24 protein-coding genes are annotated in these 26,950 nt (G+C 71.8%); 14 read left to right on the top strand and 10 right to left on the bottom strand.

Features of this window, described 5'->3' with window-relative positions:
• Positions 1-5: 5 nt before the first annotated feature.
• Positions 6-2,762, bottom strand: a complete 2,757-nt coding sequence (gene acnA / locus FJM51_RS02015; protein ID WP_140452424.1) for an aconitate hydratase AcnA — start codon at positions 2,760-2,762, stop codon at positions 6-8.
• Positions 2,763-2,946: 184 nt separating this feature from the next.
• Between acnA and ccmA the strand changes: the two genes are divergently transcribed.
• The 6 genes from ccmA to FJM51_RS01985 all read left to right on the top strand — a co-directional run bounded on the left by ccmA (position 2,947) and on the right by FJM51_RS01985 (position 7,232).
• Positions 2,947-3,630, top strand: coding sequence for a heme ABC exporter ATP-binding protein CcmA (gene ccmA, locus FJM51_RS02010; RefSeq protein WP_140452423.1), 684 nt, complete (start codon positions 2,947-2,949; stop codon positions 3,628-3,630).
• Positions 3,627-4,292, top strand: a complete 666-nt coding sequence (gene ccmB, locus FJM51_RS02005; RefSeq protein WP_140452422.1) for a heme exporter protein CcmB — start codon at positions 3,627-3,629, stop codon at positions 4,290-4,292. The genes ccmA and ccmB overlap by 4 nt, the downstream gene beginning before the upstream one ends.
• Before the next feature lie 96 nt (positions 4,293-4,388).
• Complete coding sequence (locus FJM51_RS02000; RefSeq protein ID WP_140452421.1) at positions 4,389-5,768, top strand: Nramp family divalent metal transporter; 1,380 nt, start codon at positions 4,389-4,391, stop codon at positions 5,766-5,768.
• A 42-nt stretch (positions 5,769-5,810) separates the two neighbouring features.
• Positions 5,811-6,539 carry a heme ABC transporter permease gene (locus FJM51_RS01995; protein WP_140452420.1) on the top strand — a complete coding sequence of 243 codons (729 nt, stop codon included), beginning with the start codon at positions 5,811-5,813 and terminating at the stop codon, positions 6,537-6,539.
• Positions 6,536-6,709 (top strand): heme exporter protein CcmD, encoded by a 174-nt coding sequence (ccmD, locus tag FJM51_RS01990; protein WP_140452419.1) that lies wholly within the window; start codon positions 6,536-6,538, stop codon positions 6,707-6,709. The genes FJM51_RS01995 and ccmD overlap by 4 nt, the downstream gene beginning before the upstream one ends.
• On the top strand, positions 6,699-7,232 hold the full coding sequence (locus tag FJM51_RS01985) for a DsbE family thiol:disulfide interchange protein (protein WP_233712933.1): 534 nt from the start codon (positions 6,699-6,701) through the stop codon (positions 7,230-7,232). Before ccmD ends, FJM51_RS01985 begins: the two co-directional genes overlap by 11 nt.
• A gap of 13 nt (positions 7,233-7,245) precedes the next feature.
• Here the strand turns inward: FJM51_RS01985 and FJM51_RS01980 are convergent, their stop codons facing one another.
• The 8 genes from FJM51_RS01980 to fliF form a co-directional block, all read right to left on the bottom strand.
• Positions 7,246-7,917, bottom strand: coding sequence for a septation protein A (locus tag FJM51_RS01980; protein ID WP_233712931.1), 672 nt, complete (start codon positions 7,915-7,917; stop codon positions 7,246-7,248).
• Between the two features lie 57 nt (positions 7,918-7,974).
• Positions 7,975-9,099 carry a signal recognition particle-docking protein FtsY gene (ftsY, locus tag FJM51_RS01975; protein WP_140452417.1) on the bottom strand — a complete coding sequence of 375 codons (1,125 nt, stop codon included), beginning with the start codon at positions 9,097-9,099 and terminating at the stop codon, positions 7,975-7,977.
• Positions 9,100-9,167: 68 nt separating this feature from the next.
• Positions 9,168-10,217: an AI-2E family transporter gene (locus FJM51_RS01970; protein WP_140452416.1), complete on the bottom strand. Its 1,050-nt coding sequence runs from the start codon at positions 10,215-10,217 to the stop codon at positions 9,168-9,170.
• Positions 10,218-10,300: 83 nt separating this feature from the next.
• Entirely contained in the window at positions 10,301-11,374 is a 1,074-nt protein-coding gene (locus tag FJM51_RS01965; protein ID WP_140452415.1) for a FliG C-terminal domain-containing protein, read from the bottom strand.
• Positions 11,371-12,135: a flagellar type III secretion system pore protein FliP gene (gene fliP / locus FJM51_RS01960; RefSeq protein WP_140452414.1), complete on the bottom strand. Its 765-nt coding sequence runs from the start codon at positions 12,133-12,135 to the stop codon at positions 11,371-11,373. Before fliP ends, FJM51_RS01965 begins: the two co-directional genes overlap by 4 nt.
• On the bottom strand, positions 12,135-12,446 hold the full coding sequence (locus FJM51_RS01955) for a FliM/FliN family flagellar motor switch protein (RefSeq protein ID WP_140452413.1): 312 nt from the start codon (positions 12,444-12,446) through the stop codon (positions 12,135-12,137). The genes fliP and FJM51_RS01955 overlap by 1 nt, the downstream gene beginning before the upstream one ends.
• Entirely contained in the window at positions 12,439-13,038 is a 600-nt protein-coding gene (locus FJM51_RS01950; protein WP_140452412.1) for a hypothetical protein, read from the bottom strand. Before FJM51_RS01950 ends, FJM51_RS01955 begins: the two co-directional genes overlap by 8 nt.
• The gene (fliF, locus tag FJM51_RS01945) at positions 13,035-14,588 is read right to left on the bottom strand and encodes a flagellar basal-body MS-ring/collar protein FliF (RefSeq protein WP_233712929.1); all 1,554 of its coding nucleotides are present in this window, start codon (positions 14,586-14,588) and stop codon (positions 13,035-13,037) included. Before fliF ends, FJM51_RS01950 begins: the two co-directional genes overlap by 4 nt.
• 148 nt (positions 14,589-14,736) lie before the next feature.
• On the opposite strand from fliF, the gene FJM51_RS01940 reads away from it, so the two are divergent.
• The 7 genes from FJM51_RS01940 to mfd all read left to right on the top strand — a co-directional run bounded on the left by FJM51_RS01940 (position 14,737) and on the right by mfd (position 23,545).
• Positions 14,737-15,249: a flagellar basal body-associated FliL family protein gene (locus FJM51_RS01940; protein ID WP_140452410.1), complete on the top strand. Its 513-nt coding sequence runs from the start codon at positions 14,737-14,739 to the stop codon at positions 15,247-15,249.
• A gap of 10 nt (positions 15,250-15,259) precedes the next feature.
• Positions 15,260-15,775, top strand: a complete 516-nt coding sequence (locus FJM51_RS01935; protein ID WP_140452409.1) for a hypothetical protein — start codon at positions 15,260-15,262, stop codon at positions 15,773-15,775.
• Positions 15,776-15,778: 3 nt separating this feature from the next.
• Positions 15,779-16,330 (top strand): MotE family protein, encoded by a 552-nt coding sequence (locus FJM51_RS01930; RefSeq protein ID WP_140452408.1) that lies wholly within the window; start codon positions 15,779-15,781, stop codon positions 16,328-16,330.
• Positions 16,331-16,419: 89 nt separating this feature from the next.
• The gene (gene motA / locus FJM51_RS01925; protein ID WP_140452407.1) at positions 16,420-17,283 is read left to right on the top strand and encodes a flagellar motor stator protein MotA; all 864 of its coding nucleotides are present in this window, start codon (positions 16,420-16,422) and stop codon (positions 17,281-17,283) included.
• Positions 17,283-19,424 carry an amino acid adenylation domain-containing protein gene (locus FJM51_RS01920; protein ID WP_140452406.1) on the top strand — a complete coding sequence of 714 codons (2,142 nt, stop codon included), beginning with the start codon at positions 17,283-17,285 and terminating at the stop codon, positions 19,422-19,424. The genes motA and FJM51_RS01920 overlap by 1 nt, the downstream gene beginning before the upstream one ends.
• Positions 19,425-19,491: 67 nt before the next feature.
• On the top strand, positions 19,492-19,992 hold the full coding sequence (locus FJM51_RS01915) for a hypothetical protein (RefSeq protein WP_140452405.1): 501 nt from the start codon (positions 19,492-19,494) through the stop codon (positions 19,990-19,992).
• 49 nt (positions 19,993-20,041) lie between these two features.
• Positions 20,042-23,545 (top strand): transcription-repair coupling factor, encoded by a 3,504-nt coding sequence (gene mfd, locus FJM51_RS01910; protein WP_140452404.1) that lies wholly within the window; start codon positions 20,042-20,044, stop codon positions 23,543-23,545.
• Here mfd and FJM51_RS01905 read toward each other — a convergent pair.
• On the bottom strand, positions 23,542-25,998 hold the full coding sequence (locus FJM51_RS01905) for a penicillin acylase family protein (protein WP_140452403.1): 2,457 nt from the start codon (positions 25,996-25,998) through the stop codon (positions 23,542-23,544). The genes mfd and FJM51_RS01905 overlap by 4 nt on opposite strands.
• Before the next feature lie 85 nt (positions 25,999-26,083).
• On the opposite strand from FJM51_RS01905, the gene FJM51_RS01900 reads away from it, so the two are divergent.
• Entirely contained in the window at positions 26,084-26,950 is an 867-nt protein-coding gene (locus FJM51_RS01900; RefSeq protein ID WP_140452402.1) for an NAD(P)-dependent oxidoreductase, read from the top strand.

Genomic DNA, 26,950 nt, shown 5'->3' with positions numbered 1-26,950 from the left:
CCTTGTCAGCCCTTGGCGAGGTTGCGCAGCACGTAGTGCAGCACGCCGCCATGCTCGACATATTCGATCTCGATCGCCGTATCGATCCGGCACTTGAGCTCGATCGTCTTCTCGGTCCCGTCGGCGTATCTGATCACGCAGGGGACGAGGCTGAGCGGCTTCAGGTCGCCCGCGAGGCCCGAGATCGAGATTTCCTCGTCGCCCTTCAGGCCCAGCGACTTGCGGTTGTCACCGCCGGTGAACTCGAACGGGATCACGCCCATGCCGACGAGGTTGGAGCGGTGGATGCGCTCGAAGCTCTCGGCGATCACCGCCTTGACGCCGAGCAGCGCGGTACCCTTCGCCGCCCAGTCGCGCGAGGAGCCGGCGCCGTATTCGACGCCGCCGATCACGACCAGCGGGACGCCAGCCTCCTGATAGGCCATCGAGGCGTCGAAGATCGAGGTCTGCTCCCCGTCCGGCCCCTTGGTATAGCCGCCCTCGACGCCGTCCAGCATCTCGTTCCGGATGCGGATATTGGCGAAGGTGCCGCGCATCATGATCTCGTGATTGCCGCGGCGCGAGCCGTAGGAGTTGAAGTCCTTCGGCGCGATCTGACGCTCGGTCAGGTACTTGCCGGCCGGAGTTGTCGGCTTGAACGAACCCGCGGGGCTGATGTGGTCGGTCGTCACCATGTCGCCGAGCAGCGCCAGGACGCGCGCGCCGGAGATGTCCGAGATGACCCCCGGCTCCTTGGCCATGCCCTGGAAATACGGCGGGTTCTGGATGTAGGTCGAGGTCGGCGGCCAGTCATAGGTCTCGGAGTCGGTGGTCTCGACCGCCTGCCAGCGCTCGTCGCCCTTGAAGACGTCGGCGTATTTCGACTGGAAGGCCTCGCGCGTCACCGTCTGCTCGACGAGTTCCGCCACTTCCTTCGTGGTCGGCCAGATGTCCTTCAGATAGACGTCCTCGCCGTCCTTGCCCTTGCCGAGCGGTTCGCTCGACAGGTCGATGTTCACATCCCCCGCGAGCGCGTAGGCGACGACGAGCGGCGGCGAGGCGAGGTAGTTCGCCCGCACGTCCGGGCTGATGCGGCCCTCGAAGTTGCGGTTGCCCGAGAGCACGGCGGTCGCGACGAGATCGTTGTCGCCGATCGCCTTCGAGATCGCCGGATCGCCGAGCGGTCCCGAATTGCCGATGCACGTCGTGCAGCCGAAGCCCACGAGGTTGAAGCCGATCGCGTCGAGATCTTCCTGCAGGTTCGCCGCCTCGAGATACTCGGCCACCACCTGGCTGCCCGGCGCGAGCGAGGTCTTGACCCAGGGCTTGCGCGTCAGGCCCTTCTCCCGCGCCTTCCGCGCGACGAGACCGGCGCCGATCATCACATAGGGGTTCGAGGTATTGGTGCAGGAGGTGATCGCCGCGATCACCACCGAACCGTCGCGGATCTCGTAATCCTTGCCCTCCACCGGGGCGGACTTGCGCACTTCCAGCGGCTCGGCGATCGCGACCTCTCCGCCCTCGCCCGCCATCTTCTCGGCGCCGTTCGACACGTCGATGCCGCGATAGTCCGCGACGGTGTTGTAGAAGGCATGCGCCGCCATGTTGAGGGGCGTGTAGTCCTGCGGGCGCTTCGGGCCGGAGATGGCCGGCACGATCTCGCCCATGTCGAGACGCAGCCTGTCGGTATAGACCGGCTCGTAATCCGCGCCGCGCCACATGCCGTTCTCCTTGGCATAGGCTTCGACGAGCGCCACGCGGTCCTCGGCGCGGCCGGTGTTGCGCAGGTAGCGCAGCGTCTCGGCGTCGATCGGGAAGAAGCCGCAGGTCGCGCCGTATTCAGGCGCCATGTTCGCGATCGTCGCGCGGTCGGCGAGCGGCAGGTGATCGAGGCCCTCGCCGTAGAATTCGACGAACTTGCCGACCACGCCCTTCTTGCGCAGCATCTGCACGACCTTGAGCACCAGATCGGTCGCGGTGGTGCCCTCGACCATCCTGCCGGTCAGCTTGAAGCCGACGACCTCGGGGATCAGCATCGAGACCGGCTGGCCGAGCATCGCGGCCTCCGCCTCGATCCCGCCGACACCCCAGCCGAGCACGGCGAGGCCGTTCACCATGGTCGTGTGGCTGTCGGTGCCGACCAGCGTGTCGGGATAGGCCACGACCTCGCCCGCCGGATCGGTATCCGTCCAGACCGCCTGGGCGAGATATTCGAGGTTCACCTGGTGGCAGATGCCGGTCCCCGGCGGCACCACGCGGAAATTGTCGAAGGCGCTCTGGCCCCATTTCAGGAACTGGTAACGCTCGATGTTGCGCTGATATTCCAGATCCACGTTCATCTGGAAGGCGCGCGGATTGCCGAATTCGTCGATCATGACCGAATGGTCGATGACGAGATCGACCGGGTTCAGCGGGTTGATCTTCTGCGCGTCGCCGCCGAGCGCCTTGATCCCGTCCCGCATCGCAGCGAGGTCGACGACCGCCGGAACGCCGGTGAAATCCTGCATCAGCACGCGGGCGGGCCGATAGGCGATCTCGCGGGGGTTCCGGCCGCCCAGCGTCGCCCATTCGGCGAAGGCCCGGATATCCTCGGTCGTGACGGTCTTGCCGTCCTCGAACCGGAGCATGTTCTCGAGAACAACCTTAAGCGAGGCCGGCAACTTGCTGAAATCGCCCAGCCCCGCCGCTTCGGCGGCCGCGATCGAGTAATAGGCGTAGGTCTTGTCCCCGACCTTCAGTCCGCGGCGCGTCTTGGCGGTGTCGGTTCCTACGTAAACAGTCATCGGGGCCTCCGGGCGTGGTGCTGGGACGGAAGAATGCCTTGGTATGGCCCAATTCCCCGAACCTAGCAAGTGCCGCGGACGCGAAAAGTATGCATCGGTATACAATAAATCGCGGCGCCGCCGCGCCGCGCGGCCTCCCCCTCGGCGCTTCCCCGGCGGCGGAGGATGGGCTAGGAGGGGCGGCATGGGTTTCAGGGTCACCGATCTCTCCTGCGCGCGGTCCGGCCGCGCGGTCCTGCGCGGCGTCGGCTTCGCGATTCCCGAAGGCCGGGCGCGGCTCCTGCGCGGGCCGAACGGCGCGGGCAAGACGACGCTGCTGCGCGTGCTCGCAGGCCTGCTCGCGCCCTCCGCCGGCGAGGCGGAACTCGACGGCGCGCGGCTCGCGGCCGAGCCGGAGCGCTATGGCGAGAACCTCGCCTATTGCGGCCATCTCGACTCGCTGAAGCCGCAGCTGACCGTGGGCGAGAACCTGCGCTTCTGGGCCGCGCTCTTCGGCGGCGGGCCGCTCGGCCCGGCGGTCGCGGCCTTCGATCTCGAACCGCTGCTCGACCGGCCGGTCCATGCCTGCTCCGCCGGGCAGAAGCGGCGCGCGGGGCTCGCGCGGCTGCTCCTCGCGCCGCGCCGGCTCTGGCTGCTCGACGAGCCCACGGTCTCGCTCGACACCGCGGCGGTCGCCCGGCTCGCGGCGGCGATCCGCGCGCATTGCGCCGGGGGCGGCATGGCGCTCGTCGCGACGCATCTGCCGCTCGATCTCGGCCCCGCCGGCGAGGGTCCCGGGGCCGGGCCGGTCGAACTCGCGCCGGTCGAGGCGGCGGAACTGGCGACCGGCGCCGACGGCGACCCCTTCCTGACCGGATCCTGGGCGTGAAGGCCGCGCTCGCCGTCCTCGCGCGCGAATTCCGCCTCGCGCTCCGCTCCGGCGGCGGCGCGGGGCTCGGGATCGCCTTCTTCGTGATGCTGGTGCCGCTCGTCCCCTTCGGCATCGGCCCCGATCCGGACCGGCTCGCGCCCGTCGCGCCCGGCACGCTCTGGATCGGCGCGCTGCTCGCGAGCCTGCTTTCGCTCGACCGGCTCTTCCAGGCCGACAGCGAGGACGGCACGCTCGACATCCTCGCGCTGTCGCCGCTGCCACTCGAAGGGCTGGTGGCGCTGAAGGCGCTGGCGCACTGGATGACGACGGGCCTGCCGCTCGTCGCCGTGGCCCCCGCGCTCGGGCTGACGCTGAGCCTTCCCGGTCCCGCCTACCCCTGGCTCGTCGCGAGTCTCGCCGCCGGCACGCCGGCGCTGAGCTTCCTCGGCGCGATCGGCGCCGCGCTCACCGTCGGGATCCGCCGGGGCGGGCTGCTGCTCTCGCTTCTGGTGCTGCCGCTCTACGTGCCGACGCTGATCTTCGGCGCGCGCGCCGTGGTCGCCGCGGCCGGGGGGCAGGATCCGCTGCCCGCCTTCCTGCTCCTCTCCGGCCTCAGCCTCTTCATCCTCGCCCTCGCCCCCTTCGCCGCCGCCCAGGCGCTGCGCGTCCAGCTGCGCTGACCCGCGGGCGGCGACGACGCCCCTTGCCAAGAGGGCCGGCGCGCACTATCTCTCGCACTATTGCGAATGATTTGCAAAAGCAGAATTGGGACAGGCATGGACGGTACAGGCGCCCCTTCTCTCGCGGCGAATTCCACTCCGACACCTCGGGCCGAGGGCTGGATCGAGCCGCGGGGCGAAGGATCGCTCTCGGACGTCTACCGCTCGATCCCGGTCCGGAACGCCGGATTCTGGCGGCGCCTGCTCGCCTTCATCGGCCCGGGCTATCTGGTCGCGGTCGGCTACATGGATCCGGGCAACTGGGCCACCGCGCTCGCGGGCGGTTCGAAATTCGGCTACGCGCTGCTGACCATCGCGCTTCTCTCGAACATCATGGCGATCGTGCTGCAATCGCTCTGCGCGCGGCTCGCCATCGCCTCGGGCCGCGACCTCGCGCAGGCCTGCCGCGACGCCTATCCGCGACCGGTCGGCGTCATGCTCTGGGCGCTCGCCGAGATCGCCATCATCGCCACCGACATCGCCGAGGTGATCGGCACCGCGATCGGCCTCAACCTGCTCTTCGGCATCCCGCTCGAGATCGGCGTGCTGATCACCGCGCTCGACACCTTCCTGATCCTCTGGCTGCAGCGCGTGGGCTTCCGCTGGATCGAGGCCTTCATCATCGTGCTGCTCGGCGTCATCACGGTCTGCTTCGGCATCCAGATCGCGCTCGCGGATCCCGACTGGGGCGCGGTGATCCGGGGCTTCGCGCCGACGACCGAGATCGTGACCAACCCCGAGATGCTCTATCTCGCGCTCGGCATCCTCGGCGCGACGGTGATGCCGCACAACCTCTACCTGCATTCGGGCATCGTGCAGACACGCGACTTCGGGGACACGCTGCCCGAGAAGCGCGAGGCGCTGCGCTTCGCCACGATCGACTCGACCGTCGCGCTCATGTTCGCGCTGACCGTCAACGCCTCGATCCTGATCCTCGCGGCGGCGACCTTCCACGCCACCGGACGGCACGACGTCGCCGAGCTCGGCGACGCCCATTCGCTGCTCTCGCCGATCCTTGGCTCGACGGTGGCGCCGGCGCTCTTCGGCGTGGCGCTGCTCTGCTGCGGGCTGAACTCGACGGTGACGGCGACGCTCGCCGGGCAGATCGTGATGGAGGGCTTCTTGAACCTGCGCGTCGCCCCCTGGATCCGGCGCGTCTTCACCCGCGCGATCGCGATCATTCCGGCGGCGGGCGTCACCGTCTGGTACGGGGAACACGGGACGGGCCAGCTCCTGATCCTGACCCAGGTGGTGCTGAGCCTCCAGCTCTCCTTCGCGGTCTTCCCGCTCGTGATGTTCACCCGCGACCGGGCCAAGATGGGCGCGCTCGTCGCGCCGCTCTGGCTCGGGGCCACGGCCTGGGCGATCGCGGTCCTGATCGCGCTCCTGAACCTCAAGCTCATTTACGACTTCGTGACCGGGGCGCACCCGTTCTAGGGTCGCATTGCCAGCGCCCCGCGGGGGCCGTAAAAGGCCCCCATGTCGCTCTGGAGATACGCCAACCCGTCCGAATTCATGCGTCTCTCCGGCGCGATCCAGCCGTGGTGCTGGGCGCTGGCGGTGATCGCGCTCGGCATCGGACTCATCTGGGGCTTCTTCCTGACGCCCGACGACTACCAGCAGGGCGCGACGGTCAAGATCCTGTTCATCCATGTCCCCGCGGCGCTGATCGCGATCAACGCCTGGCTCATGATGCTGGTCGCGAGCCTGATCTGGTTCATCCGCCGCCATCATGTCTCGGCCCTGGCGGCGCGGGCGGCGGCGCCGGTCGGCGCGGTGATGACGGTGATCGCGCTCCTGACCGGGGCGATCTGGGGTCAGCCGATGTGGGGCACCTGGTGGGCCTGGGATCCGCGGCTCACCTCCTTCTTCATCCTGTTCCTGTTCTACCTCGGCTATATCGCGCTCTGGGCCGCGATGGACGAGCCGGACAAGGCCGCGGACCTCACCTCGGTCCTCTGCCTCGTCGGCTCGGTCTTCGCGCTCCTCTCGCGCTACGCGGTCTATTTCTGGAGCCAGGGGCTGCATCAGGGCGCGTCGCTCTCGATGGACCGGGAGAGCCATGTGGACAACGCCTTCTACCTGCCGCTGCTCTTCTCGATCGCCGGCTTCATCCTGCTCTTCGTGAGCCTCGTCCTGCTGCGCACCCGGACGGAGGTGCGGCTCCGGCGCCTGCGCGCGCTGCAGGATCTGGAAGCGCGCGCATGATCCCCGATCTCGGCCGCTACGAATTCACCGTGCTCGCCGCCTATGGCGTGACGCTCGCGCTCCTCGCCGCGCTGGTGGGGCTCAGCCTCTGGCGCGCCCGGCGGGTCGCGCGCGCGCTCACGCGGCAGGAGGAACGCGCGAAGGCCGGGAGGGCCGCGAATGGCGTCTAGGTTCCGTCCGCTGATGCTGCTGCCGCCGGTGATCTTCCTCGCCTTCGCCGGGGTCGCCTACATGGGGCTGAAGCGCGAGAACGCCTCGGAACTGCCGAGCGCGCTCATCGGCAAGGAGGCGCCCTCGCTCGCCGGGACGGTGGCCCTGCGCGACGATCCGGCGCCGACGGACGCCGAACTCCGCGCGCCGGGCGTGAAGCTCGTGAACTTCTGGGCGAGCTGGTGCGCCCCCTGCCGCGCCGAGCACCCGATCCTGAAGGAGATCGGCGCCTCCGGCACGCCGGTGATCGGCGTCAACTACAAGGACCAGCCGGCCAACGCGCGGGGCTTTCTCGCCGAACTCGGCGATCCCTTCGCCCATATCGGCGCCGATCCCTCGGGGCGCGTGGCGCTCGACTGGGGCATCTACGGCGTGCCGGAGACCTTCGTCGTGGACGGGTCGGGCAGGATCCTGCTGCGCTATCCCGGGCCGCTCACCGAGGAGAGCTTCCGGTCGGAGATCAGGCCGCTGCTCGAAAAGTGAGGGCGCCTCCGGCCTATTCCGGCTGCGCCTCGTCGCCCGTCCCGTCCTCCTCGGAACCCGTGAGCGAATAGCGCTGGAAGAGCGGGATCTGCGCCATCACGAAGAGGATGTTGGCGACCGGCAGCGCGAAGGTGCGGAAGTCGACCCAGGTATCCGTGCCGTAGACGCGCCAGACCACCTCGTTCAGCACGCCGAGCAGGATGTAGAAGACCACGAAGCGGCGGGTGAACTTCATCCAGCCCTCGCGGCGCATCGGCAGGATCTCGTCCATCAGGTAGCGCAGGTAGCTCTGCCCGCGCAGCAGGCCGAAGCCGAGGATCCCGGCGAAGATGCCATAGAGGATCGTCGGCTTCATCTTGACGAAGGTGTCGTCGCGCAGGATCAGCGTGAGCCCGCCGAACACGGTCACCACCACCGCGGTGATCACCGCCATGCGCGGCAGGTGCCGGGTCAGGACCCAGCTCAGCCCGAGCGCCGCGAGGATCGTCGGAATGAAGATCTCGGTCGAGAACAGGATCTGCTGGAGCTGGCGCGCCTCCACGCTCAGCCCGGCCTCGACCGGCGCCCAGCGATAGGCGAGGAAGAAGACGCCGATCGGCCCGATTTCGAGCGCGATCTTCAGGAGCGGGTGGATGTGACGCTTTGCCATGCGCGAGCCATAGCCCGGCGCGGCGGAAAATGCCACGCCGGAACGCCGCGCCCCGGCGCCTCTCACGCGATCGGGAAACCGCCGTCCGCGCCGTCAGAGCCCGGTCAGCGCGCGGGCGAATTCCTCCGGGTCGAAGGGGGCGAGGTCGTCGATGCTCTCGCCGAGGCCGATCGCGTGGATCGGCAGGCCGAAACGGTCGGCGAGCGCGACGAGGACGCCGCCCTTGGCCGTGCCGTCGAGCTTCGTCATCACGAGGCCCGAGACATCGGCGATCTTGCGGAAGATGTCGACCTGGTTGAGCGCGTTCTGCCCGGTCGTGGCGTCGAGCACGAGCAGCGTGTTGTGCGGCGCCTCCGGGTCGCGCTTGCGGATCACGCGGACGATCTTCGCGAGCTCCTGCATCAGGTCCTCGCGGTTCTGCAGCCGGCCGGCGGTGTCGATCAGCAGCAGGTCCGCGCCCTCGGCCTCGGCCTTCGCCATCGCGTCGAAGGCGAGGCTCGCGGGATCGGAGCCCTGGGCCGCCGTCATCACCGGCACGCCCGCGCGCTGGCCCCAGACCTGGAGCTGCTCGACCGCGGCCGCGCGGAAGGTGTCGCCGGCGGCGATCACGACCGACTTGCCCGCCGCGCGGAACTGGCTCGCGAGCTTGCCGATGGTCGTCGTCTTGCCCGAGCCGTTGACGCCCACGACGAGCACGACCTGCGGCCGCTTGCGGTAGACCGGCATCGGGCGGGCGACCGGCTCGAGGATCGCGGCGATCTCGCGCGCCAGCAGCTCCTTGATCTCGCGCGCGCCGAGGCGGCGGCCGAACCGGCCCTCGGCCATGTTCGCGGTGACCTTGAGCGCGGTCTCGACGCCCATGTCGGCGGAAATCAGCAGCTCCTCGAGGCTCTCGAGCATGTCGTCGTCGAGCACCCGGCCCTTCTCCTGGCCGAAGAACCGCCCGACGAGCCCCCCGCGCGGCTCCGCCGGACGCTCCGCCGCGGGCTCGGGCCGCGCCGGATCGGGCCGGGGCGGCTCGGGCCGCGCGGGTTCGGGCACGGCCGTCGTGGGTGCCGGCGCCTCCGCCGGGGCGGGCTCGGACGGCGGCGCGGGTTGCGCGGCGGCCGGCTCGGGCTCGGCCGGGGCCGGCGCCTCGTCGAGAATCGCGTCGAGCCCCTCCTCGATCTTCGAGGAGGATTTGAAGAGCCGGTCCTTCAGCTTCTGGAAAAATGCCATGCGTCCCCCGCGGCGCGGTGCCTCAGGGCCCTGACCTAAGCCGCCCGGCGCCGCGATGCAATGCGCCGCTACCGCTCGCGTTCCTCGCGGAAGAGGCCCCAGGCCGCCATGAAGAGCGCGGCGACCAGCGGGCCGATGACGAAACCGTTGATGCCGAGGATCGACATGCCGCCGACGGTGGAGGTCAGCACCACGTAATCGGGCAGCCGCGTGTCCTTGCCGACGAGCGGCGGGCGGAGCAGGTTGTCCACGAGCCCGATCACCCCGACCCCGACGCCCACCAGCAGCAGGCCCGAGAAGTAGTCGCCCTGGACGAGCATGAGATAGGCGGCGACCGGCGCCCAGACCAGCGCGGCGCCGATCGCGGGCAGGAGCGACAGGAAGGACATCACCGCCCCCCAGAGCAGCGCGCCCTCGATGCCGATGAACCAGAAGGCGACGCCGCCGATCGTGCCCTGGATCAGCGCGATGATCACGTTGCCCTTCACCGTCGCGCGCACCACCGCCGCCGTCTTGCCGATGAGCTGGCGGCTGTATTCCTCCGAAAGCGGCATCGAGGCGCGGATGTTGCGCGCGATGAACCGCCCGTCGCGGAAGAAGAAGAACAGCAGGTAGAGCATGATGCCCGAGCTGATCAGGAAGCTCAGCGTGTCCTGGCCGATCGTGAAGGCCTTGCCGGCGACGAGCTGGCTGCCCTGCATCAGCCCGTCGGTCAGCTTCTGGCGCAGCTGCGCGATCTCCTCGCCCCCCACCTGGTCCAGCCATTGCCGCGCCATGGGCGGCAGCGCGGCGCGGACATCGTCGAGGATCCGCGAGACGTCGAAATTGTGGCTCTGCGCGCGTTCGAACACCTGCTTGCCCTGATCGACGAGCGCCATCGCGATGAGCGTCATCGGGATGATCGCGATGACGATGCAGATGAGCACGCTCAGCACCGCCGCGAGATTGCGCCGCGGGCCGAGCCGGAGCAGCAGCCAGTTCTGCATCGGCGAGAAGATGATCGCGAGAATCGCCGCCCACATGATCGCGCCGTAGAACGGGAGCAGCAGCCAGCAGAAGGCGACCGTCACGAGGATGAGGAGAAGCGTGAAGCCCTTTTGCTCGGTCGTGTCGCGCATCGCTCGCCCTTGATCGCCGCTCTCCGGAGCGGGTGAAGATGGCACGCTACAGGCGGCGGGCAATGCCGGGCAAGCGCGCCGCGTCAGCCGGCCGCGGCCTCCTTCTCTATGAAGCGCAGCGCGCCGGATCCGGTCTGGGCGAGGATGGCCTTCGCGAGCTCGATCTGCGCCGCCTCGCCCTGCTTGCGGCTCACCTCGCCCATCGCGTCCATCTCCTCGGCGTAGCGTTCCGCGAGCCTGCGTGGCAGGTTCCCGAGCACGAATTCGACCGCCGGGCTGCCGGCCGCGCGCCCGTGGCGGAGCGCGCGCAGCAGCGTCTCCTCGGGCACCTCGCGCAGCGCGCCGGCGACGTCGCGGCCGCCGACGCGGGCGGGGATGTCGTCGAAGGTGAACATCGTGCGCTGCACGTCCTGCGCGAGCGCGGGCTCCCGCTGCTCGAGATGGCCGAGGAAGCCCGACCGCGCCTCGGCCGAGATGTTGTTCATCAGCCCCGCGATCAGGTCCGCGGGCCGGCGCTTCGAGAGGTTCAGCCTGAGCGCCGAGAGGAAGTCGCGCTCGATCGCCTCCTCCAGGCAGCGCGACACCGGCGCGTCGAGCGTCGGCACGCGCGAGAGGCGCAGCACGACGGTCTGGGCGAAGCCGCGGTCGAGCTTTTCGAGCACGCTCGCCGCCACCTCCGGCCGGAGTTCGCTCAGGAGCACGGCGGCGGTCTGCGGATGCTCGGCGGCGAGAAAGCCCGCGATCGCCGCGACCGGCGATTCGTTCAGCCGGTCCCAGGTCGAGCGCGGATCCGCGCGCGGCTCCTCCGGCGGGCGGGCGCCGAGCAGGCGCGCGGCCTCGCCCTCGCCGACGACGCCCGCGAGCAGCCTGCGCGCCGCCCGCTCGCCGCCCGCGACCTCCGGGCCCTCGGTCAGCGCCTCGAGGAATTCGACGATCACCGCGTCGAGCACCTCCTGCGCGATCGCGCCGAGACCCGAGAGCCCGCGCGCGAAACGCTCCATGTCCGACGGGGCCAGCTGGCGCAGGAAGTCCGCCGCCTGCTCCGGCCCGATCGCGGCGAGGATGACCGCCGCCTTCTCGATCGGCGCGAGGACGCGCCCGGCCCTCGCCGGGACCGGGGCGCGCCGCGCCGCCGCGGGAACGCCCTCCCCGCTCACTGGCCGTAGCTCCGGACCAGCGCGCCGCCGAGCAGCGTCCAGCCGTCGGCGATCACGAAGAAGGCGAGCTTGAAGGGCAGCGAGACCATCGCGGGCGGCACCATCATCATCCCCATCGACATCAGGATCGCGGCGATCACCAGATCGATCACCAGGAAAGGCAGGAAGACCAGGAAGCCGACCTCGAAGCCGCGCTTGATCTCGCCGAGCAGGAAGGCCGGGATCAGCAGCGAGAGCGGCGGTTCGGCCCCGGGCGCCGCCTCGGCGTCGCGCGAAGGCATCGCGTCGCGCAGCGTCGCGATCGTGTCGGGATCGGCGCGGGTCTCCATGAAGGCGCGGAACGGCGCGATCGCCGGCGCGAAGGCCTCCTCCGGCGTGAGCGTTCCCGCGATCATCGGTTCGACCCCGTCATCCCAGGCCCTGGTGAACACCGGCTCCATCACGAACCAGGTGAGAAAGATCGCCAGCGCCACGATCATCATGTTCGGCGGCGCCTGCTGCGTGCCGAGCGCGGAGCGCAGGATCGAGAGCACGGTGACCATGAAGGGAAAGCAGGTCACCATGATCGCGAGCCCCGGCGCGAGGCTCAGCACCGTCAGGAGCAGGAAGATCTCGACGGTGCGCAGCGTCAGCGACTGCCCGGCGCCGAGGTCGATCCGCACCTCTTGCGCCGCCGCCGCCGTCGCGAGGAGCGCGAGCCCGCCCGCGAGCGCGAGGAGGAGCAGCGCCTTCGCCGGCCGTTCCGGCCCGATCCGGCGCATCAGAATTCGTTCGACAGATCCGCGACCTCGGTCAGCCGCACGCCGAGCCTGCCGCCTCCCTCGCCGATCTCCTGCAACTCGCCCCGCGCGATCAGCCGGTCGCCGATGTAGAGCTCCACCGGGTCGTCGATCGAACTGTCGAGCGTCAGAACCGAATCGCGGCGCAGCTCGACGAGCTCGCTCACCAGCGGCCGCGCCTTGCCAACCGAGATCGTCACCTCGATCGGCACGCCCAGAAAGGCTCCGCCGCGCGGCTTCGGCGCGGGCTCTCCGCCCGGCTTCCGAGCCTCCGCCTCGTTCTCGTCATGCATGGCGCCGGTGCTCCTCTTCCTCCGCCGACCGCGGCAGCGCCGCGAGGATCGACCGGACGCGCGCGACGCAGGCGTCCAGGTCGAGATGATCGTAACCCTGCTCCCAGGCCAGCCGCGCCTCGCGGGGGCCGAGCGCGCCGTCGGCGCGCACCTCGGCGTCGAGGCCGCGCGCGCCGAGGATCTTCTCGACCACCGGCGCGAGCCCGGGCGCGCAATGGAGCCGGGGCCGCGCGGCCGGCGCCGCCTCCGCCGCGCGGGTCACGAGCCGGGCGATCTCGGCGAAAAGCGCCGTGTCGGCCAGCGCGGGCGCGATCGCGGCGCAGAATTGCTCGATCACCGGCGCGAGCGAGGCCAGCACATGCCGCCGCGCCGCCTCGTTCGTCAGGCGCGCATCCGACAGCGCCTCGATCAGCCCGGCGCCGAGCCGGGCCTCGTCGGCGCGCCGCGCCTCGGCCGCGGCCGCCCGGCCGTCGCGATAGCCCTCGGCGCGCGCCTCCTCCCGGGCCGCGGCGACGCGGCGCTCGGTCTCGAGCGCGCGGGCGCGGGCCTCGTCCGCGCCGGGGGCGAAGGTCTGCAGGCGGTAGGGCGTCATGACTGGGCGGGCTCCGTGTCTTTCTCGGGGGATTCGATCCAGCTCCGCAACACCGCGGCGCTGTCCTCGCCCCGGCTCGCGATCACCTCGCGCAACCGTTCGATCCTGGTCTGGCTCCGGGCCGGCAGGTCGAGCAGGTCGCTCGCCCCCTCGGCCGCGGAAAGCGCGCCCTCCGGCCCGCTGAGCGCCGGGAAGGCCGGTTCCGGCCGTCGGCTCAGCATCGGGCGCAGCACGAAGAGGATGAGCGCGAGCACGATCACCGCGAGCGCGCCGATCTGCGCGAGAAGCGCCGCCTGGCCGTCGAGAAGCCCGGGCGCGCGCTCCGCGAGGCTGCCCTCCTCCGCGACGGCCGGGAAGCGCAGCGTCTCGAGCGTCACCGTGTCGCCGCGCGCGGCGTCGAAACCGATCGCCGAGCGCACCAGCAGGCGCAGCGTCTCGAGCTCCTCCGGCGGGCGTGGCGACCAGACCGGCGCGCCCTCCGGCCCCGGCTCGGTGATCCCGTCGACCATCACCGCGACCGAGATCCGCCGCGTCCGGCCCGGCTCGATCACCCGTTCGCGCCGGGTCTCGGACATGTCGAAATTATGCCGCTCGCGGCTCTGGCTCGTGGAGCGCGTGCTCTCGTTCCCGCCCTTCGCGTCGCCGTCGGGCAGGTTGCTCGCCACCGTCACGCCGGGATTGGAACCCTTCGAGCTTTCGGAATTCTGTTCGGTCTCCGAACTCACCGCCGCGCGGCTCTCGGGGTCGATCACGCGCTCGGTGATGGTCTGGCGCTCCATCTCGGCCTCGACATTGACCTCGACGATCGCCCGGCCCGGCCCCACCCGCGCCTCCAGCAGCCGCTGGACGCTCTTCCGCAGCGCCTCCGCGCGGTCGGCGGGCTTCGGACCGGCGCCGGGATCCGCCCCCTCCTCCTTGCCCGCGAGCACGACGCCCCGGTCGGAATCGAGCACGGCCACCTCGTCGGGCGACAATCCGGTGACGGCCGAGGAGACGAGATAGCGGATCGCCCGCGCGCGCCCGGGATCGAGCGCGCCGCGCGCCATGGTCACGGTGACGGAGGCGCCGCCCCTCGCCGCGCGGGCGAAGGGCTGATTGACCGGATTGGCGAGATGCACCCGCGCCGCGCGCACATCGGCGCCCGCCGTGATCGTCCGCGCGAGTTCGCCCTCCTTCGCGCGCCAGTAGGCGGCGTCGAACATCTGGCTCGTCGTGCCGAAGCCGGAGAGCGTGTCGAGGATCTCGTAGCCCTTCTCGCCATTGGCCGGCAGGCCGCGCGCGGCGAGATCGAGACGCAGCCGGTCGCGCGTCTCCGCCGCCACGTAGATCGCGGTGCCGCGCACCTCGTAGGGGACGTTCCCGGCCTCGAGCGCGGCGACCACCTCGCCGGCCGCGGCCGGATCGAGCCCGGAATAGAGCAGCGCCGTCTCGGTCCGGCCCGCCACGCGCGTGATGCCGAAGATGGCCGCGGCGATGGCGAGGAGGCTGAGCGCGGCGATGATCCGCCCGCGCGCGTCGAGCCCCTGCCAGAGCGATCGGATCCGTTGCAACGCCGCCTCCCCCGTTCTCACACCATGCCGGGGCGCGCGGGTCGCGCCGCCGGTCCGCCGCATTTCCAGTCGCTCAGGCTTAACATTCGGTTAGTGGTCCCCCGGCTATTCCGGCCCCGTGAACCGAAGCGACACCCGGGTATCCGCGATGACCGAAACCGCCGCCCCCGAAACGGCCCCCGCGAAAGGCGGCGGGAAGGGTCTGCTGATCGGCGCGGGCCTCGCGCTCCTGCTCGGCGGGGCGGGATTCGGCGCCGTCTATACCGGCCGTTTCGATCCCGCCGCCCTTCTCGGCGGTGAGGGCGGGCACGGGGCGGCGGGGCCGGAAACCGCGGGCGAGGGGTCGGCCACCGAAGGCGGCGCCGGTCTCTTCCTCCCCCTCGACCCGATCACCGTCTCGCTCGCCCCCGGCCGGCGCTCGATCCACCTGCGCCTCACCGCGACGATCGAGACCGCGCCGGGCGCGCTCGACACCGTCGCGAGCCTCAGGCCGCGCATCCTCGACGCGCTGAACGGCTATCTGCGCGCGGTCGACGCGGCCGAACTCGAGGATCCGGCGGCGATGCCCCGGCTCCGCGCCCAGATGCTGCGCCGGGTCCGGCTCGTCGGCGGCGGCGAGGCGGTGCGCGACATCCTGATCACCGAATTCATCCTGAACTAGGAGGCTCGACTTGGGCGTGCTGACCGATGGGCTGCTTCTCGCCGCGACGCTGTTCGCGGGAACCTATTGCTGGGTACTGGCCCGCCGGGTCGACGCGCTCAGGGATCTCGACAGGGGACTCGGGGGCGCGATCACGCGCCTGACGCGCCAGATCGAACTGGCGCGCGCGACGCTCGACGAGGCGCGCGCCGGCACGCGCGCCAGCCGCCAGGACCTCGCCCAGCTCTCCGCCCGCGCCGAGGCGGCCGCGGGCAAGCTCCGCCTCCTGCTCGCGGCGGTGAACGAGCCCGACGCGCCGGACTCCGCCGGGGCCACGCCGCCTCCGGACTCCGCGCCCCCGGCCCCGCCCCGACCAGCCCCGCTTCGCGCGACGCGGGACTGCCCGCCCGCCGCCGATCTTTCCACCGCCCCGGTGCCGAAGCCGCGCGGCCTGCCCGCCACGCTCCGCCCGAGGACGCCGGCCGAGGAGAAGGGCGAGGCGGAAATCCTCGCCGCGCTCGGCGCGCTCGCCGGCGGCGAGGGCTGAGCGGTGGCGCGGGGCCGCGACCGGGCCGCCTTCGGCGGCGCGTCGCTGATCGTGCTCTGCTTCCTCGGCTCCGCCGCGCTCCGCCTCGGCGAAGGCGGCTTCGCCCTCGCCGGGGAGCGGGCCGCGCGGGAGGCGGAGCCGGCGGCGGGCGGCGACGACGCGCTGCTGGCGGCGCTCCGCGCCCGGGAGGGACAGCTCGACGCGCGCGAGAAGACGCTGGCCGACCGCGCCCAGGCGCTCCATGTCGCCGAGGCCAAGCTCGCCGAACAGCTCGCCGCCTTCGAGACGGCGCAGGAAGGGCTCCGCGAGACGCTCGCCACCGCCGACAAGGCGGCGGAGAAGGACATCGGCCGGATGACGACGGTCTACGAGAAGATGAAGCCGGCCGACGCCGCGCGCATCCTCGACAGGATGGACGTGTCCTTCGCCGCCGGGCTGCTGTCGCGGATGCGCCCCGAGCTCGCGGCTCAGGTGATGGCCGGGATGAGCCCCGAGGCGGCCTATGCCGTGACCGTCACCGTGGCGAGCCGCAATGCCCGCGTCCCGACCGAGTGACGGGGAATTGAGCCTTTCTTAACCCGCCGCCGCCATGGATTGGGCGCGCCGAAAGACGCGGGCGCGCCATATCGCGAGGATCGGGGAACATGGTCGGAATCGCCGGGATCTGCATCGTCTTCGCCATGGTCTTCGGCGGCTATCTCTTCGCCGGCGGCCAGCTCGGGATCATCCTGCATGCGCTCCCGCACGAGATGATCATCATCCTCGGCGCCGCGCTGGGCGCCTTCGTGATCTCGAGCGACATGGCCACGATCCGGCACACGCTCTCGGACATCGCCAAGGTCTTCAGGGGGCCGCGCTGGAAGACGCGGGACTACCAGGACCTGCTCTGCCTGATGTTCCAGCTCATCCGGGCGCGCGCCAACCCGGTCGAACTCGACGGACATATCGAGGATCCCGGCGCCTCGCCGATCTTCGGCGCCTATCCGCGCATCCTGGCCGACGCGGAGGCGGTCTCGCTCATCTGCGACACGCTGCGCTCGGCCTCGATGAACTACGACGATCCGCACCAGGTCGAGGAAGTGCTCACGAAGCGGATCGAGAAGACCTACGAGAACGCGCAGCATTCCTCGCACGCGCTGCGCAACATGGCCGACGGCCTGCCCGCGCTCGGCATCGTCGCCGCGGTGCTCGGCGTGATCAAGACCATGGCCTCGATCGACCAGCCGCCCGAGGTGCTCGGCAGGATGATCGGCGGCGCGCTGGTCGGCACCTTCATGGGCGTGTTCCTCGCCTATGGCATCGTCGGTCCGTTCGCCGCCCGCGTGAAGGCGGTGATCGACGCGGACCAGACCTTCTACAACCTGATCCGGGAGGTGATGGTCGCCGCGCTGCACAACCACGCCGCCAATGTCTGCGTCGAGGTCGGCCGGCAGAACACCCCCGCGCCGGTCCGCCCGAGCTACAACGCGCTCGAAGGCGCGCTCCGCGCGACGAAACAGGCCGCCTGATGCCGCGACGCCTCCGCGCCCTCCTCCTGGCCGCCGCCCTGCTCCCGCCCGGCGCGGCCGCGGCCGGGGCCGCCGCGATCCGGGGCGGCGAGCATGCCGATTTCTCCCGCCTGATCCTGCCGGTGCCGCCCGGCGTGCCCTTCTCGCTCCGTGTCGAGGGGCGGGAGGCGATCCTGCTCTTTCCGGGCCGCGCGCTCGACTTCGACGCGTCGGAGGCGCTCTCCCGGCTCGCGCGCGGCCGCGTCGCCGCGATCGAGGCCGGGACGACGCCCGCCGGAACCCGGGTGCGGCTGACGCTCGGCTGCGACTGCGCCGCCGGCGCGGCCTGGGCCGGTCCCCGGCTGCTCGCGCTCGACATCGCCCCGGCGGAGGCCCCCGTCGTTCCGCCCCCCAAATCCCGCGCCGCCGCCCGCGCCGCGCGAAACGCGCGCGAGAGCGGCGCGGTCGCGGGCGCCGAGGCCGCGCTGCTGCGCCAGCTCGAACGCGCGGCGGAACAGGGCGTCGTCGATCTCGACACGGCCCTGCCCGAGGCCGCCGGACCGGAGGCGGCGCCCCGGCACCGCCAGGTCGAGGCGGTGAGCGTGCTCGACCGCGACCGCCCCGACCAGGCGCCGAAGCCGCCCCCGCCCGGATGCCTGCCCGCCGGCCGGTTCGATCTCGGCCCGTCGACGCCTCCCGCCGATTATCCGTCGGCGCGCGCCGCGGCGCTGGGCGGGCTGCTCTCCGAATTCGACGCGCCCGATCCGGACGCGCTCTCGGCGCTGGTCCGGCTCGACATCCGCCTCGGCCTCGGACCGGAGGCGCTGGGCCTTCTCGGGGCTTTCCCCACGCCGCTCGCGGATCGCGCGCTGCTCGGGGACCTCGCGCGCCTCGCCTCCGGGTCCGCGCCCGATCCGGACGGGCCGCTGCTCAGGCCCGGCCCCTGCCCCGGCGCGCACGGCCTCTGGCAGGCCCTCGCCGGCCGCCTGCCCGCGCCCGGCGCGGAGACGGATCTGGACGACGCCTTCGCGGCCCTCCCCCCCGACGCGCGGCTTCTCTTCGGCCCGGACCTCGTCTCGCGGCTGCTCGGCGCGGGGCGGGTCGCCGAGGCGCGCGGGATCCGCGACCTGATCCTGCGCGCGGGCCTGCCGGAAAGCCTCGCGCTCCGTCGGGCCGAGGCCGAGCTTCTCGCCGCCGACGGACGGCCGAGCGAGGCGGCGGCCCTCTTCCGCGAACTCGCCGGCGCGCCGGTGCCCGATCCGGCGGAGGCGCTCATGCGCCACGCGCGGCTGACGCTGCTGATCGGCGCGCCGACGCGCGACCTCGCCACCGACCTTGCCATCGCCGCGCATCTCTCCCGCGGCCGCGCGATCCGCCCGGAGCTGCTCGCGCTCTCGGCCGAGGCGCTCGGCCAGAGCGGCGCGCTCGCGGGCGCGCTCGCCGCGCTCGAGGCGGCGCGGGCCGAATTTCCCGCCGCCGCGCCGCGCTTCGCCGCCGCCGCCACGTCGCTTCTCGCCAAGGCGCCGCCCGACCGCCCCGCCCCGGCCGACTGGGCGGCGCTGGTGCTCGCCCATCCCGGCCTGATCGCCCGGACCCGCGCCGAGGTTCCGGCGCGCGAAGCCATCGCCCGGCGCCTGCTCGAGATCGGCCTGCCCGCGGCCGCGCGCGACCTCGCCGCGCCCCTCCTGACCGGCGGTCCCGGAGAGATGGGCGAAAGGGAAGCGCGGCTGATCGCGGCCGAGGCCGAGCTCCGCCTCGGCCATCCCGAATCCGCCCGGGCGCTGACCCGGGGGCTCGCAGGCTCCGACGCCGCCACGATCCGCGCCCGCGCCGAGGCCGGCTCCGGCGCCTGGTCCGAGGCGGTCCGGACGCTCGCCGCCGCCGGGCTCGAAGCCGAGGCCGCGCCCTATGCCTTCACCGGCGGCGACTGGAGCCGCGCGCGCGCCTCCGCCGACCCCGCCGAGCGCGCGATGGCCGCCTACATGGGCCGGGCGGCGCCCGCCCCGGAGGCGACGCCGGCCGAGGCCGCCTTCGCCGCCCGCCCGCCCGCGCCCGCCCGGCCGAGCCTCGCGGCCCCGCGCGACCTGCTCGACAAGGGCGCCGACGTGACCGGCTTCATCCGCGCGCTGATCGCCCGGAGCGAAACACCCGCGGCGCCGTGACCCGCCTTGCACCCGCCCGCCGGAGCGGCGAAGAACGGGGCGGCCAGACCTGGCGGGAGATCCGAGAGTGCCTCACCCCTTCGACACGGCGAGCTTTCTCAGCGTCTGGTACTGGGCGCTGACGGTGCTGGTCTGGACCCTCGTCACCTGGCGCGTGCTCGGCGTGCCGCATGACATGCTGCTGCGCGCCGCGCGCCTGCCCGAGGTTTCCGCCCGCGTCGACACGCTCGCCCATATCGCGGCGGAACGGATCGAGGGCGTCGCCGGGGCGGCCGGCATCGCGCTCGCGACGCTCGCGGGCTTCTGCCTCGCGGTGCTCGCCGTGCTGGGTTTCCTGTTCCAGGTCGAGCTTGCCCGCGCGCTCACGCCGCTCGCCCTCCCGCTCTGCCTGATCGGCGCGACGACCGCGCGGCTCGCGATCCGTGTCCGGGCGGCGGACCTCCGGGGCGAGCCGCTGCGCCGGCTGCTCTCGCGCCACCGGGCCTGGAACCAGACCGTGGCGGTGCTGGCGATGTTCGCGGCGGCGCTGCTCGCCGCGCTCCAGCAGCCGGTCCACTTCCCGCGCTGACCTCCCGCCGCGCTTGCCCCGGCCGCGGGCTTGCGCTACCTCCGCGCGCATGGCCCGGAAAGATCCGCTCCCTCCCGGCCGCCTGATCGTCGGCGGCTGCCCCGAGGGATTCGACGCACGCTATCTCGCCGAGACGCTGGCCCGCGCGAAGGGGCCGGTGATCCATGTCGCGCGCGACGACGCGCGGCTCGCGGCGCTGCGCGCCGCGCTCGCCTTCTTCGCGCCCCGGACGCCGGTCCTGACCTTCCCGGCCTGGGACTGCCTGCCCTACGACCGGATCTCGCCCAATTCCGAGATCGCCGCCCAGCGCATGGCGACGCTCGCCGCGCTCGCGGACGGGCTCTCGCGCGAGGTGGTGATCCTGACCACCGTCAACGCCGCGACGCAGAAGGTGCCGCCCCGCGAGCGGCTCCGGAGCGCGAGCTTCACGGCGGAGGTCGGCCACCGGCTCGATCTGACCGCGCTCCGGGGCTATCTCGCGCGGATGGGCTTCAGCCAGTCCGCGACCGTGACCGAGCCGGGCGATTACGCGGTCAGGGGCGGGATCATCGACATCTTCCCGCCCGGCCGGGCGAAGGGCGGCGGCCCGATCCGGCTCGACCTCTTCGGCGACGTGCTCGATTCCGCGCGCCGCTTCGATCCCGAGACCCAGCGCACCACGGAGAAGGTCGCCCGCGTCGAGCTGGCGCCGGTTTCCGAGGTGATCCTCGACGACGAGTCGATCCAGCGCTTCCGCACCCGCTACCGCGCGCTCTTCGGCGCGGCGGGAAACGACGATCCGCTCTACGAGGCGGTGAGCGCGGGGCGCAAGCATCAGGGCTACGAGCACTGGCTGCCGCTCTTCCACGACCGGCTGGAGACGCTCTTCGACTACCTGCCCGGGGCGCCGGTGCTGCTCGACGACCAGATGGACGCGACGCGGACCGCGCGCTGGGACGCGCTCGCCGACGCCTACCAGACCCGCGCCGAGGCGCTCCGCGCGAAATCGAAGCTCGGCACGGTCTACAAGCCGATCCCGCCCGAGGAGCTCTATCTCGACGAGGCGGCCTGGACGGCCGCGCTCGGCGCGCGTCCGGCGCTCCACCTCTCGCCGCTGCCGCGCCCCTCGGGCCCGGGCGTGATCGACGCGGGCGGGCGGATCGGCCGCGACTTCGCCCCCGAGCGCCAGCGCGAGCAGATCTCGCTCTTCGGCGCGCTCGCCGATCACATCCGCGCCCGCCGCCGCGAGGGGCAGGTCGTCGTCGCGAGCTATTCGAAGGGCGCGCGCGAACGCCTCGGCGGGCTGCTCGCCGACAGCGAGGTGACGGATGCGAGGGAGATCGCCTCCGCCCGGGACATCCCCGAGGGCAAGGGCGGGCTCTTCCTCGCCGTCTGGCCGCTGGAACACGGGTTCGAGGCGCCGGGCCTGACCGTCATCTCCGAACAGGACGTGCTCGGCGACCGGCTGATCCGGGGCGCGCGCCGGCGCAAGCGGGCGGACAACTTCCTGACCGAGGCCGCGGGCCTCACGCCGGGCGATCTCGTCGTCCATGTCGATCACGGCATCGGCCGCTACAAGGGGCTCGAGACGATCACCGCGGCCGGGGCGCCGCATGAGTGCATCTTCCTCGAATACGCGGGCGGCGACAAACTCTACCTCCCCGTCGAGAACATCGAGCTCCTGAGCCGCTACGGCCACGAGGAAGGGCTGCTCGACCGGCTCGGCGGCGGCGCCTGGCAGGCGAAGAAGGCGCGGCTCAAGGAGCGGATCCGCGAGATGGCGGACCGGCTCATCCGCCTCGCCGCCGAACGCGCGCTCCGCAAGGGGCAGGTGCTGGCCCCACCCGAGCATCATCTCTGGGAGGAGTTCTGCGCCCGCTTCCCCTATACCGAGACCGAGGACCAGCTGAACGCGATCCAGGACGTGCTCGGCGACATGGAATCGGGCCAGCCGATGGACCGGCTGGTCTGCGGCGACGTCGGCTTCGGCAAGACCGAGGTCGCGCTCCGCGCCGCCTTCGTCGCGGCGATGTCCGGCACGCAGGTCGCGGTGGTGGCGCCCACGACGCTGCTCGCCCGCCAGCACTACAAGAATTTCGCCGAACGCTTCCGGGGCCTGCCGATCCACGTGCGCCCGCTCTCCCGTTTCGTCTCCGCGAAGGAAGCGGCCCAGACCCGCGACGACCTCGCCCATGGCAAGGTCGAGATCGTCGTCGGCACCCACGCGCTGCTCGCGAAGGGGGTGCGCTTCAGGAACCTCGGCCTGCTGATCATCGACGAGGAGCAGCATTTCGGCGTGCAGCACAAGGAGCGGCTGAAGGAACTGCGCTCCGACGTCCACGTGCTGACGCTGACCGCGACGCCGATCCCGCGCACGCTGCAGATGGCGCTCTCGGGCGTGCGCGAACTGAGCCTGATCGCGACGCCGCCGGTCGACCGGCTCGCGATCCGCACCTATGTCTCCGAATTCGATCCCGTCACGATCCGCGAGGCGTTGCTGCGCGAGCATTATCGCGGCGGCCAGTCGTTCTACGTCGTCCCCCGCATCTCCGACATCGGCGGGATCGAGGATTTCCTGAAGGAACAGGTGCCGGAGGTGAAGGTCGTGGTCGCGCATGGCCAGATGGCCGCGACCGAGCTCGACGACCGGATGAACGCCTTCTACGACGGGCAGTACGACGTGCTGCTCGCGACCACGATCATCGAGTCGGGCCTCGACATCCCGACCGCGAACACGTTGATCGTGGACCGCGCCGACATGTTCGGTCTCGCCCAGCTCTACCAGATCCGGGGCCGCGTCGGCCGCTCGAAGCTGCGCGCCTACGCCTTCATGACCACCGAGCCGCGCAAGAAACTGACGCCGCAGGCGGAGAAGCGGCTCAGGGTGCTCGGGAGCATCGACAGCCTCGGAGCGGGTTTCACGCTGGCGAGCCAGGATCTCGACATAAGGGGCGCGGGCAACCTGCTCGGCGAGGAACAGTCGGGACAGGTGCGCGAGGTCGGGTTCGAACTCTACCAGGAGATGCTCCAGGAGGCGATCGCCAAGCTCCGCTCCGGCGACATCGACATGACCGACGACGCGGGCGAATGGTCGCCGCAGATCAACCTCGGCGTCCCGGTGCTGATCCCCGAGGCCTATGTGCCCGACCTCGACGTGCGGCTCGGCCTCTACCGCCGCCTCTCCTCCCTCGAGCGGAAGGTCGAGATGGAGGGCTTCGCCGCGGAGCTCATCGACCGTTTCGGCCCGATCCCGCCCGAGGTGGAGACGCTGATGCTGATCGTCCGGATCAAGGCGCTCTGCAAGCGCGCCGGCGTCTCGAAGCTCGATGGCGGGCCGAAGGGCGCGACGGTGCAGTTCCACAACGACCGCGTGGCGCGGCCGGAGGGGCTCGTCCAGTTCATCCAGGACCAGAACGGCGCGGCGAAGGTCAAGGACAACAGGATCGTCGTCGCGAAGGCCTGGCCCGAGCAGAAGGCGCGCCTCGTCGGCGCCTTCCAGATCGCCCGCGAACTCGCCCGGCTCATGACGCCGGAGAAGAAGGCGCCGGAGAGAAGGACCGCGGACGCCCGCTAGGGCGCCGCGGGAAGGAGCGTCGTCGTCCCGGCCGAGCCCGCCCGCACCCGGTCGAGGTCGAGGGCCATCGGGATGTATTCGCCCCGCCGCCAGGGATCCGCCAGATCGTCGTAATGCCGCGACAGCGGATGGCCGCTCTCGCCCGTCGCGACGATGAAGACGCTCGAATCGGGATCGGCGAAATCCTGGACGACGCGCAGCCCCGCCGCGTGGACGTTGCGATAGGGATAGGGTCCGCCCCCGGGCGTCAGCCCGCGCATCAGCGTGTCGTCGCCCCCGGCCGTGCCCTGCCGGATGTTGACGAGCTGGCGCAGCCCGGGAATGTCGCCGAGCGGCGTGTGCCGGTGGATCGCCACATGCGCGTCGCCCCAGCGCCAGCTCTCGAGCCGCGGCCCGTAGCTCTCCTGAAGCTCCGCCAGCGCGTCGTCGAGCGCGCGCCGCGCCATCTCGACGCAATCCTCCTTCGCCGTCGTCTGCCTCACGTCGCACCAGGCCGAGGCGCCCTCCGCGTCGCGGTAGACCCGCTCGATGAACATCGCGTCGAGCGGCACCTCGTCCACCATCGGCCCGAGCTCGTCCACCGCGAGCCGCCGCTTCAGCGCGCGGATCCAGGCGGCGTAGATCAGCGGCTCCGGATCGTTCTCGTTCATCTCGCCGGTCCAGTTCGCGAGCCGTTCGAGCGCGAGCTGCCGCTGTCGCGCGACCGGATCGGCGGCGGTCGGCTCGCCGGAATACCAGAGGTCGCGCGCGATCAGCGGCAGGAGGTCGCGCGCGGCCTGCGAGACCGTGTCGGTCTGGATCTCGATGAAACTGTCGAGCGAATGATATTCCCGTTCCCCGAGCAGCTTCGCCGCGCGCCGGATCCGGTAGTCGTCGCCCCAGTCGAAACTCAGGTGGTCCGGGAAGGCCGCCTCGGTGATCCGGTTGTTGGTGTTGACGACGATCCCGCTCGGCGGATCGACCACCCAGGGGTTCTCCTCGAACGGGCGCCGCCCCTGCCAGTCGTTGACCGCGAGCCAGCCGGGGCTCGGGATCCGCCCCTGGCTCGTGCTCTCGGGCCGCCGCGCCGGGGCCGCCCCGGTCATCTGCAGCCCGACCGAACTCCTGTCCGCCAGCGTCAGGTTCATCGAGGGGGCGATGACGTCGCGCGCCGCCTCGCGCGCCTCGCGGATCGAATGCGCGCGCATGAGTTCGATCGCCGCCGCGATCGAGCCGTCCTCGGGCGTGAGCGCGGTCCAGGCGAGGCTCGCGACATGGCCGGGCGGCGTCACCGCGGCGACGCCGAACCGGTCGGGCGGGACCACCGGCCCGTGCCGGGTCCAGCGCAGCTCCTCCTCGACCGGCTCCGCGCCCTTCACGGCGATCTTCACCTTCCGCGCGACGAAGGGCCTGTAGCCCTCCGGCGTCAGATAGCGGCCGGGATCGGCGGGATCGAGCTTCTCGACATAGACGTCCTGATCGTCGAGATAGCTCGAGGTCAGCCCCCAGGCGAGATCGGGATTGCGCCCGATCAGCACGGCGGGAATCCCCGGGATCGTCCCGCCGATCACCGGCCCGGCCTCGAGGTTCATCCGCGCCAGCATCCAGATCGAGGGCGCCGAGAGCGCGAGATGCGGATCGCTCGCGATGAGCGGCGCGCCCCGCGCCGCCCGCGCGCCCGTCGCCGCGAAGGCGTTCGAGGCGCCCGCGAGGTCGAGCGGCGGCGCGGGATCGAGCGGGCCGGCCGAGGCGAGCGACCAGTTCCCCGGCGCGCCCGGGAGAAGCTCCGAATATTTCGGCAGCGCCATCACCGCCGCGTTCGGCGATTCCGGCAGGATGTCGCGCAGCCGCTCCGGCGGCAGGCTGAGCGACAGGCTGGCGCGCAGCGTCTCACGCTCGGCCTTGTCGGTTAGCCTGAGCGCCATCAGCTTCAGGATCGCGACCGAATCCGCGGGCGTCCAGGGCGCGAGCCGGGCGTCGAAGAGGAAGAACTCCGGCGCCCCCCGCCCCAGCGCCTCGTCGCGCACGACGCGGAGCCAGGCGTTCACCCCCACGGAATAGGCCTCCAGCGCCGCCCGCGTCGCCGGGTCCTGCCGGTCGGCCGCCTGGCGCGCGAGCCCGTAGAGGTCGAGCGCGCGCATCAGCCGGTCGATCGGCAGCGTCTCGGCCCCGAAGAGCTCCGACAGCCGCCCCTGCGCTGTCCGGCGCAGCAGCGTCATCTGCCAGAGCCGGTCCTGCGCGTGGACGAAGCCGAGCCCGAAGAAGGCGTCCGCGTCGTTCGTCGCGAGGATATGGGGCACCGCGTGGCTGTCGCGCGGAATCCGGATCTCCGCCCTCGGCCCGTCCAGCCGGTAGGTCCGGTCATAATCGGGGAGCGATTGGGTGGCGAGATAATAGACCAGCGCGGCGGCGGCGCAGGCGAGCAGCGCGAGCGCGAGGAAGGCCCGCGTCAACCAACGGAACAGAAACGCCATGCGGAAACCGGCCCTCGCGCGGACTTGACCCCGAATGGAATAGCAGTCCATCAGGGGGCCGCGCAACGGAGGAAGGGGCTCACGCATGGCCAAGGTGGCATTCGTCGGACTGGGGGTCATGGGCTATCCGATGGCCGGGCATCTCGCGGCAAAGGGCCATTCCGTCACGGTTTACAACCGCACCGCCGCCAAGGCCGAGGCCTGGGTGGCGGAGCATGGCGGCGCCTCCGCCCCGACGCCGGCCGAGGCCGCGCGGGGGGCCGAAATCGTCTTCAGCTGCGTCGGCAACGACGACGACCTGCGCGGGGTGACGACCGGCGCCGGCGGCGTCTTCGAGACGCTCGCGCCCGGGGCCATCCTCGTCGACAACACCACCGCCTCGGCCGCGGTCGCGCGGGAGTTGAGCGAGGCCGCCCGCGCCCGCGGCGCCCGTTTCATCGACGCGCCGGTCTCCGGCGGCCAGGCGGGGGCGGAGAACGGCGTGCTTACCGTGATGTGCGGCGGCGAGGAGGAGGCCTATGCGCGGGCCGAGCCGGTCATCCTCGCCTTCGCCCGCGCCTGCCGGCTGATGGGCCCCGCGGGCAGCGGCCAGCTTACCAAGATGGTGAACCAGATCACGATCGCGGGCCTGCTGCAGGGCCTTTCCGAGGCGCTTTCCTTCGCGCGGAAGGCCGGGCTCGACGGCGAGGCGGTGCTCGAGGTCATCTCCAAGGGCGCGGCCGGTTCCTGGCAGATGGAGAACCGCGGCAAGACGATGCTCGCCGACGCGTTCGACTTCGGCTTCGCGGTCGACTGGATGCGCAAGGATCTCGCCATCTGCCTCGGCGAGGCGGACCGCAACGGCGCGGCGCTGCCGGTGACCGCGCTCGTCGACCAGTTCTACAAGGAGGTGCAGGGCATGGGCGGCGGCCGCTGGGACACGTCCTCCCTGATCCGGAGGCTGACGAAATGA

The organism is Amaricoccus solimangrovi (assembly GCF_006385685.1).
Classification (GTDB): Bacteria; Pseudomonadota; Alphaproteobacteria; order Rhodobacterales; family Rhodobacteraceae; genus Amaricoccus; species Amaricoccus solimangrovi.
Note: the sequence above shows the minus strand (reverse complement) of the source record. Positions and strands in the feature narration are given on the sequence as shown.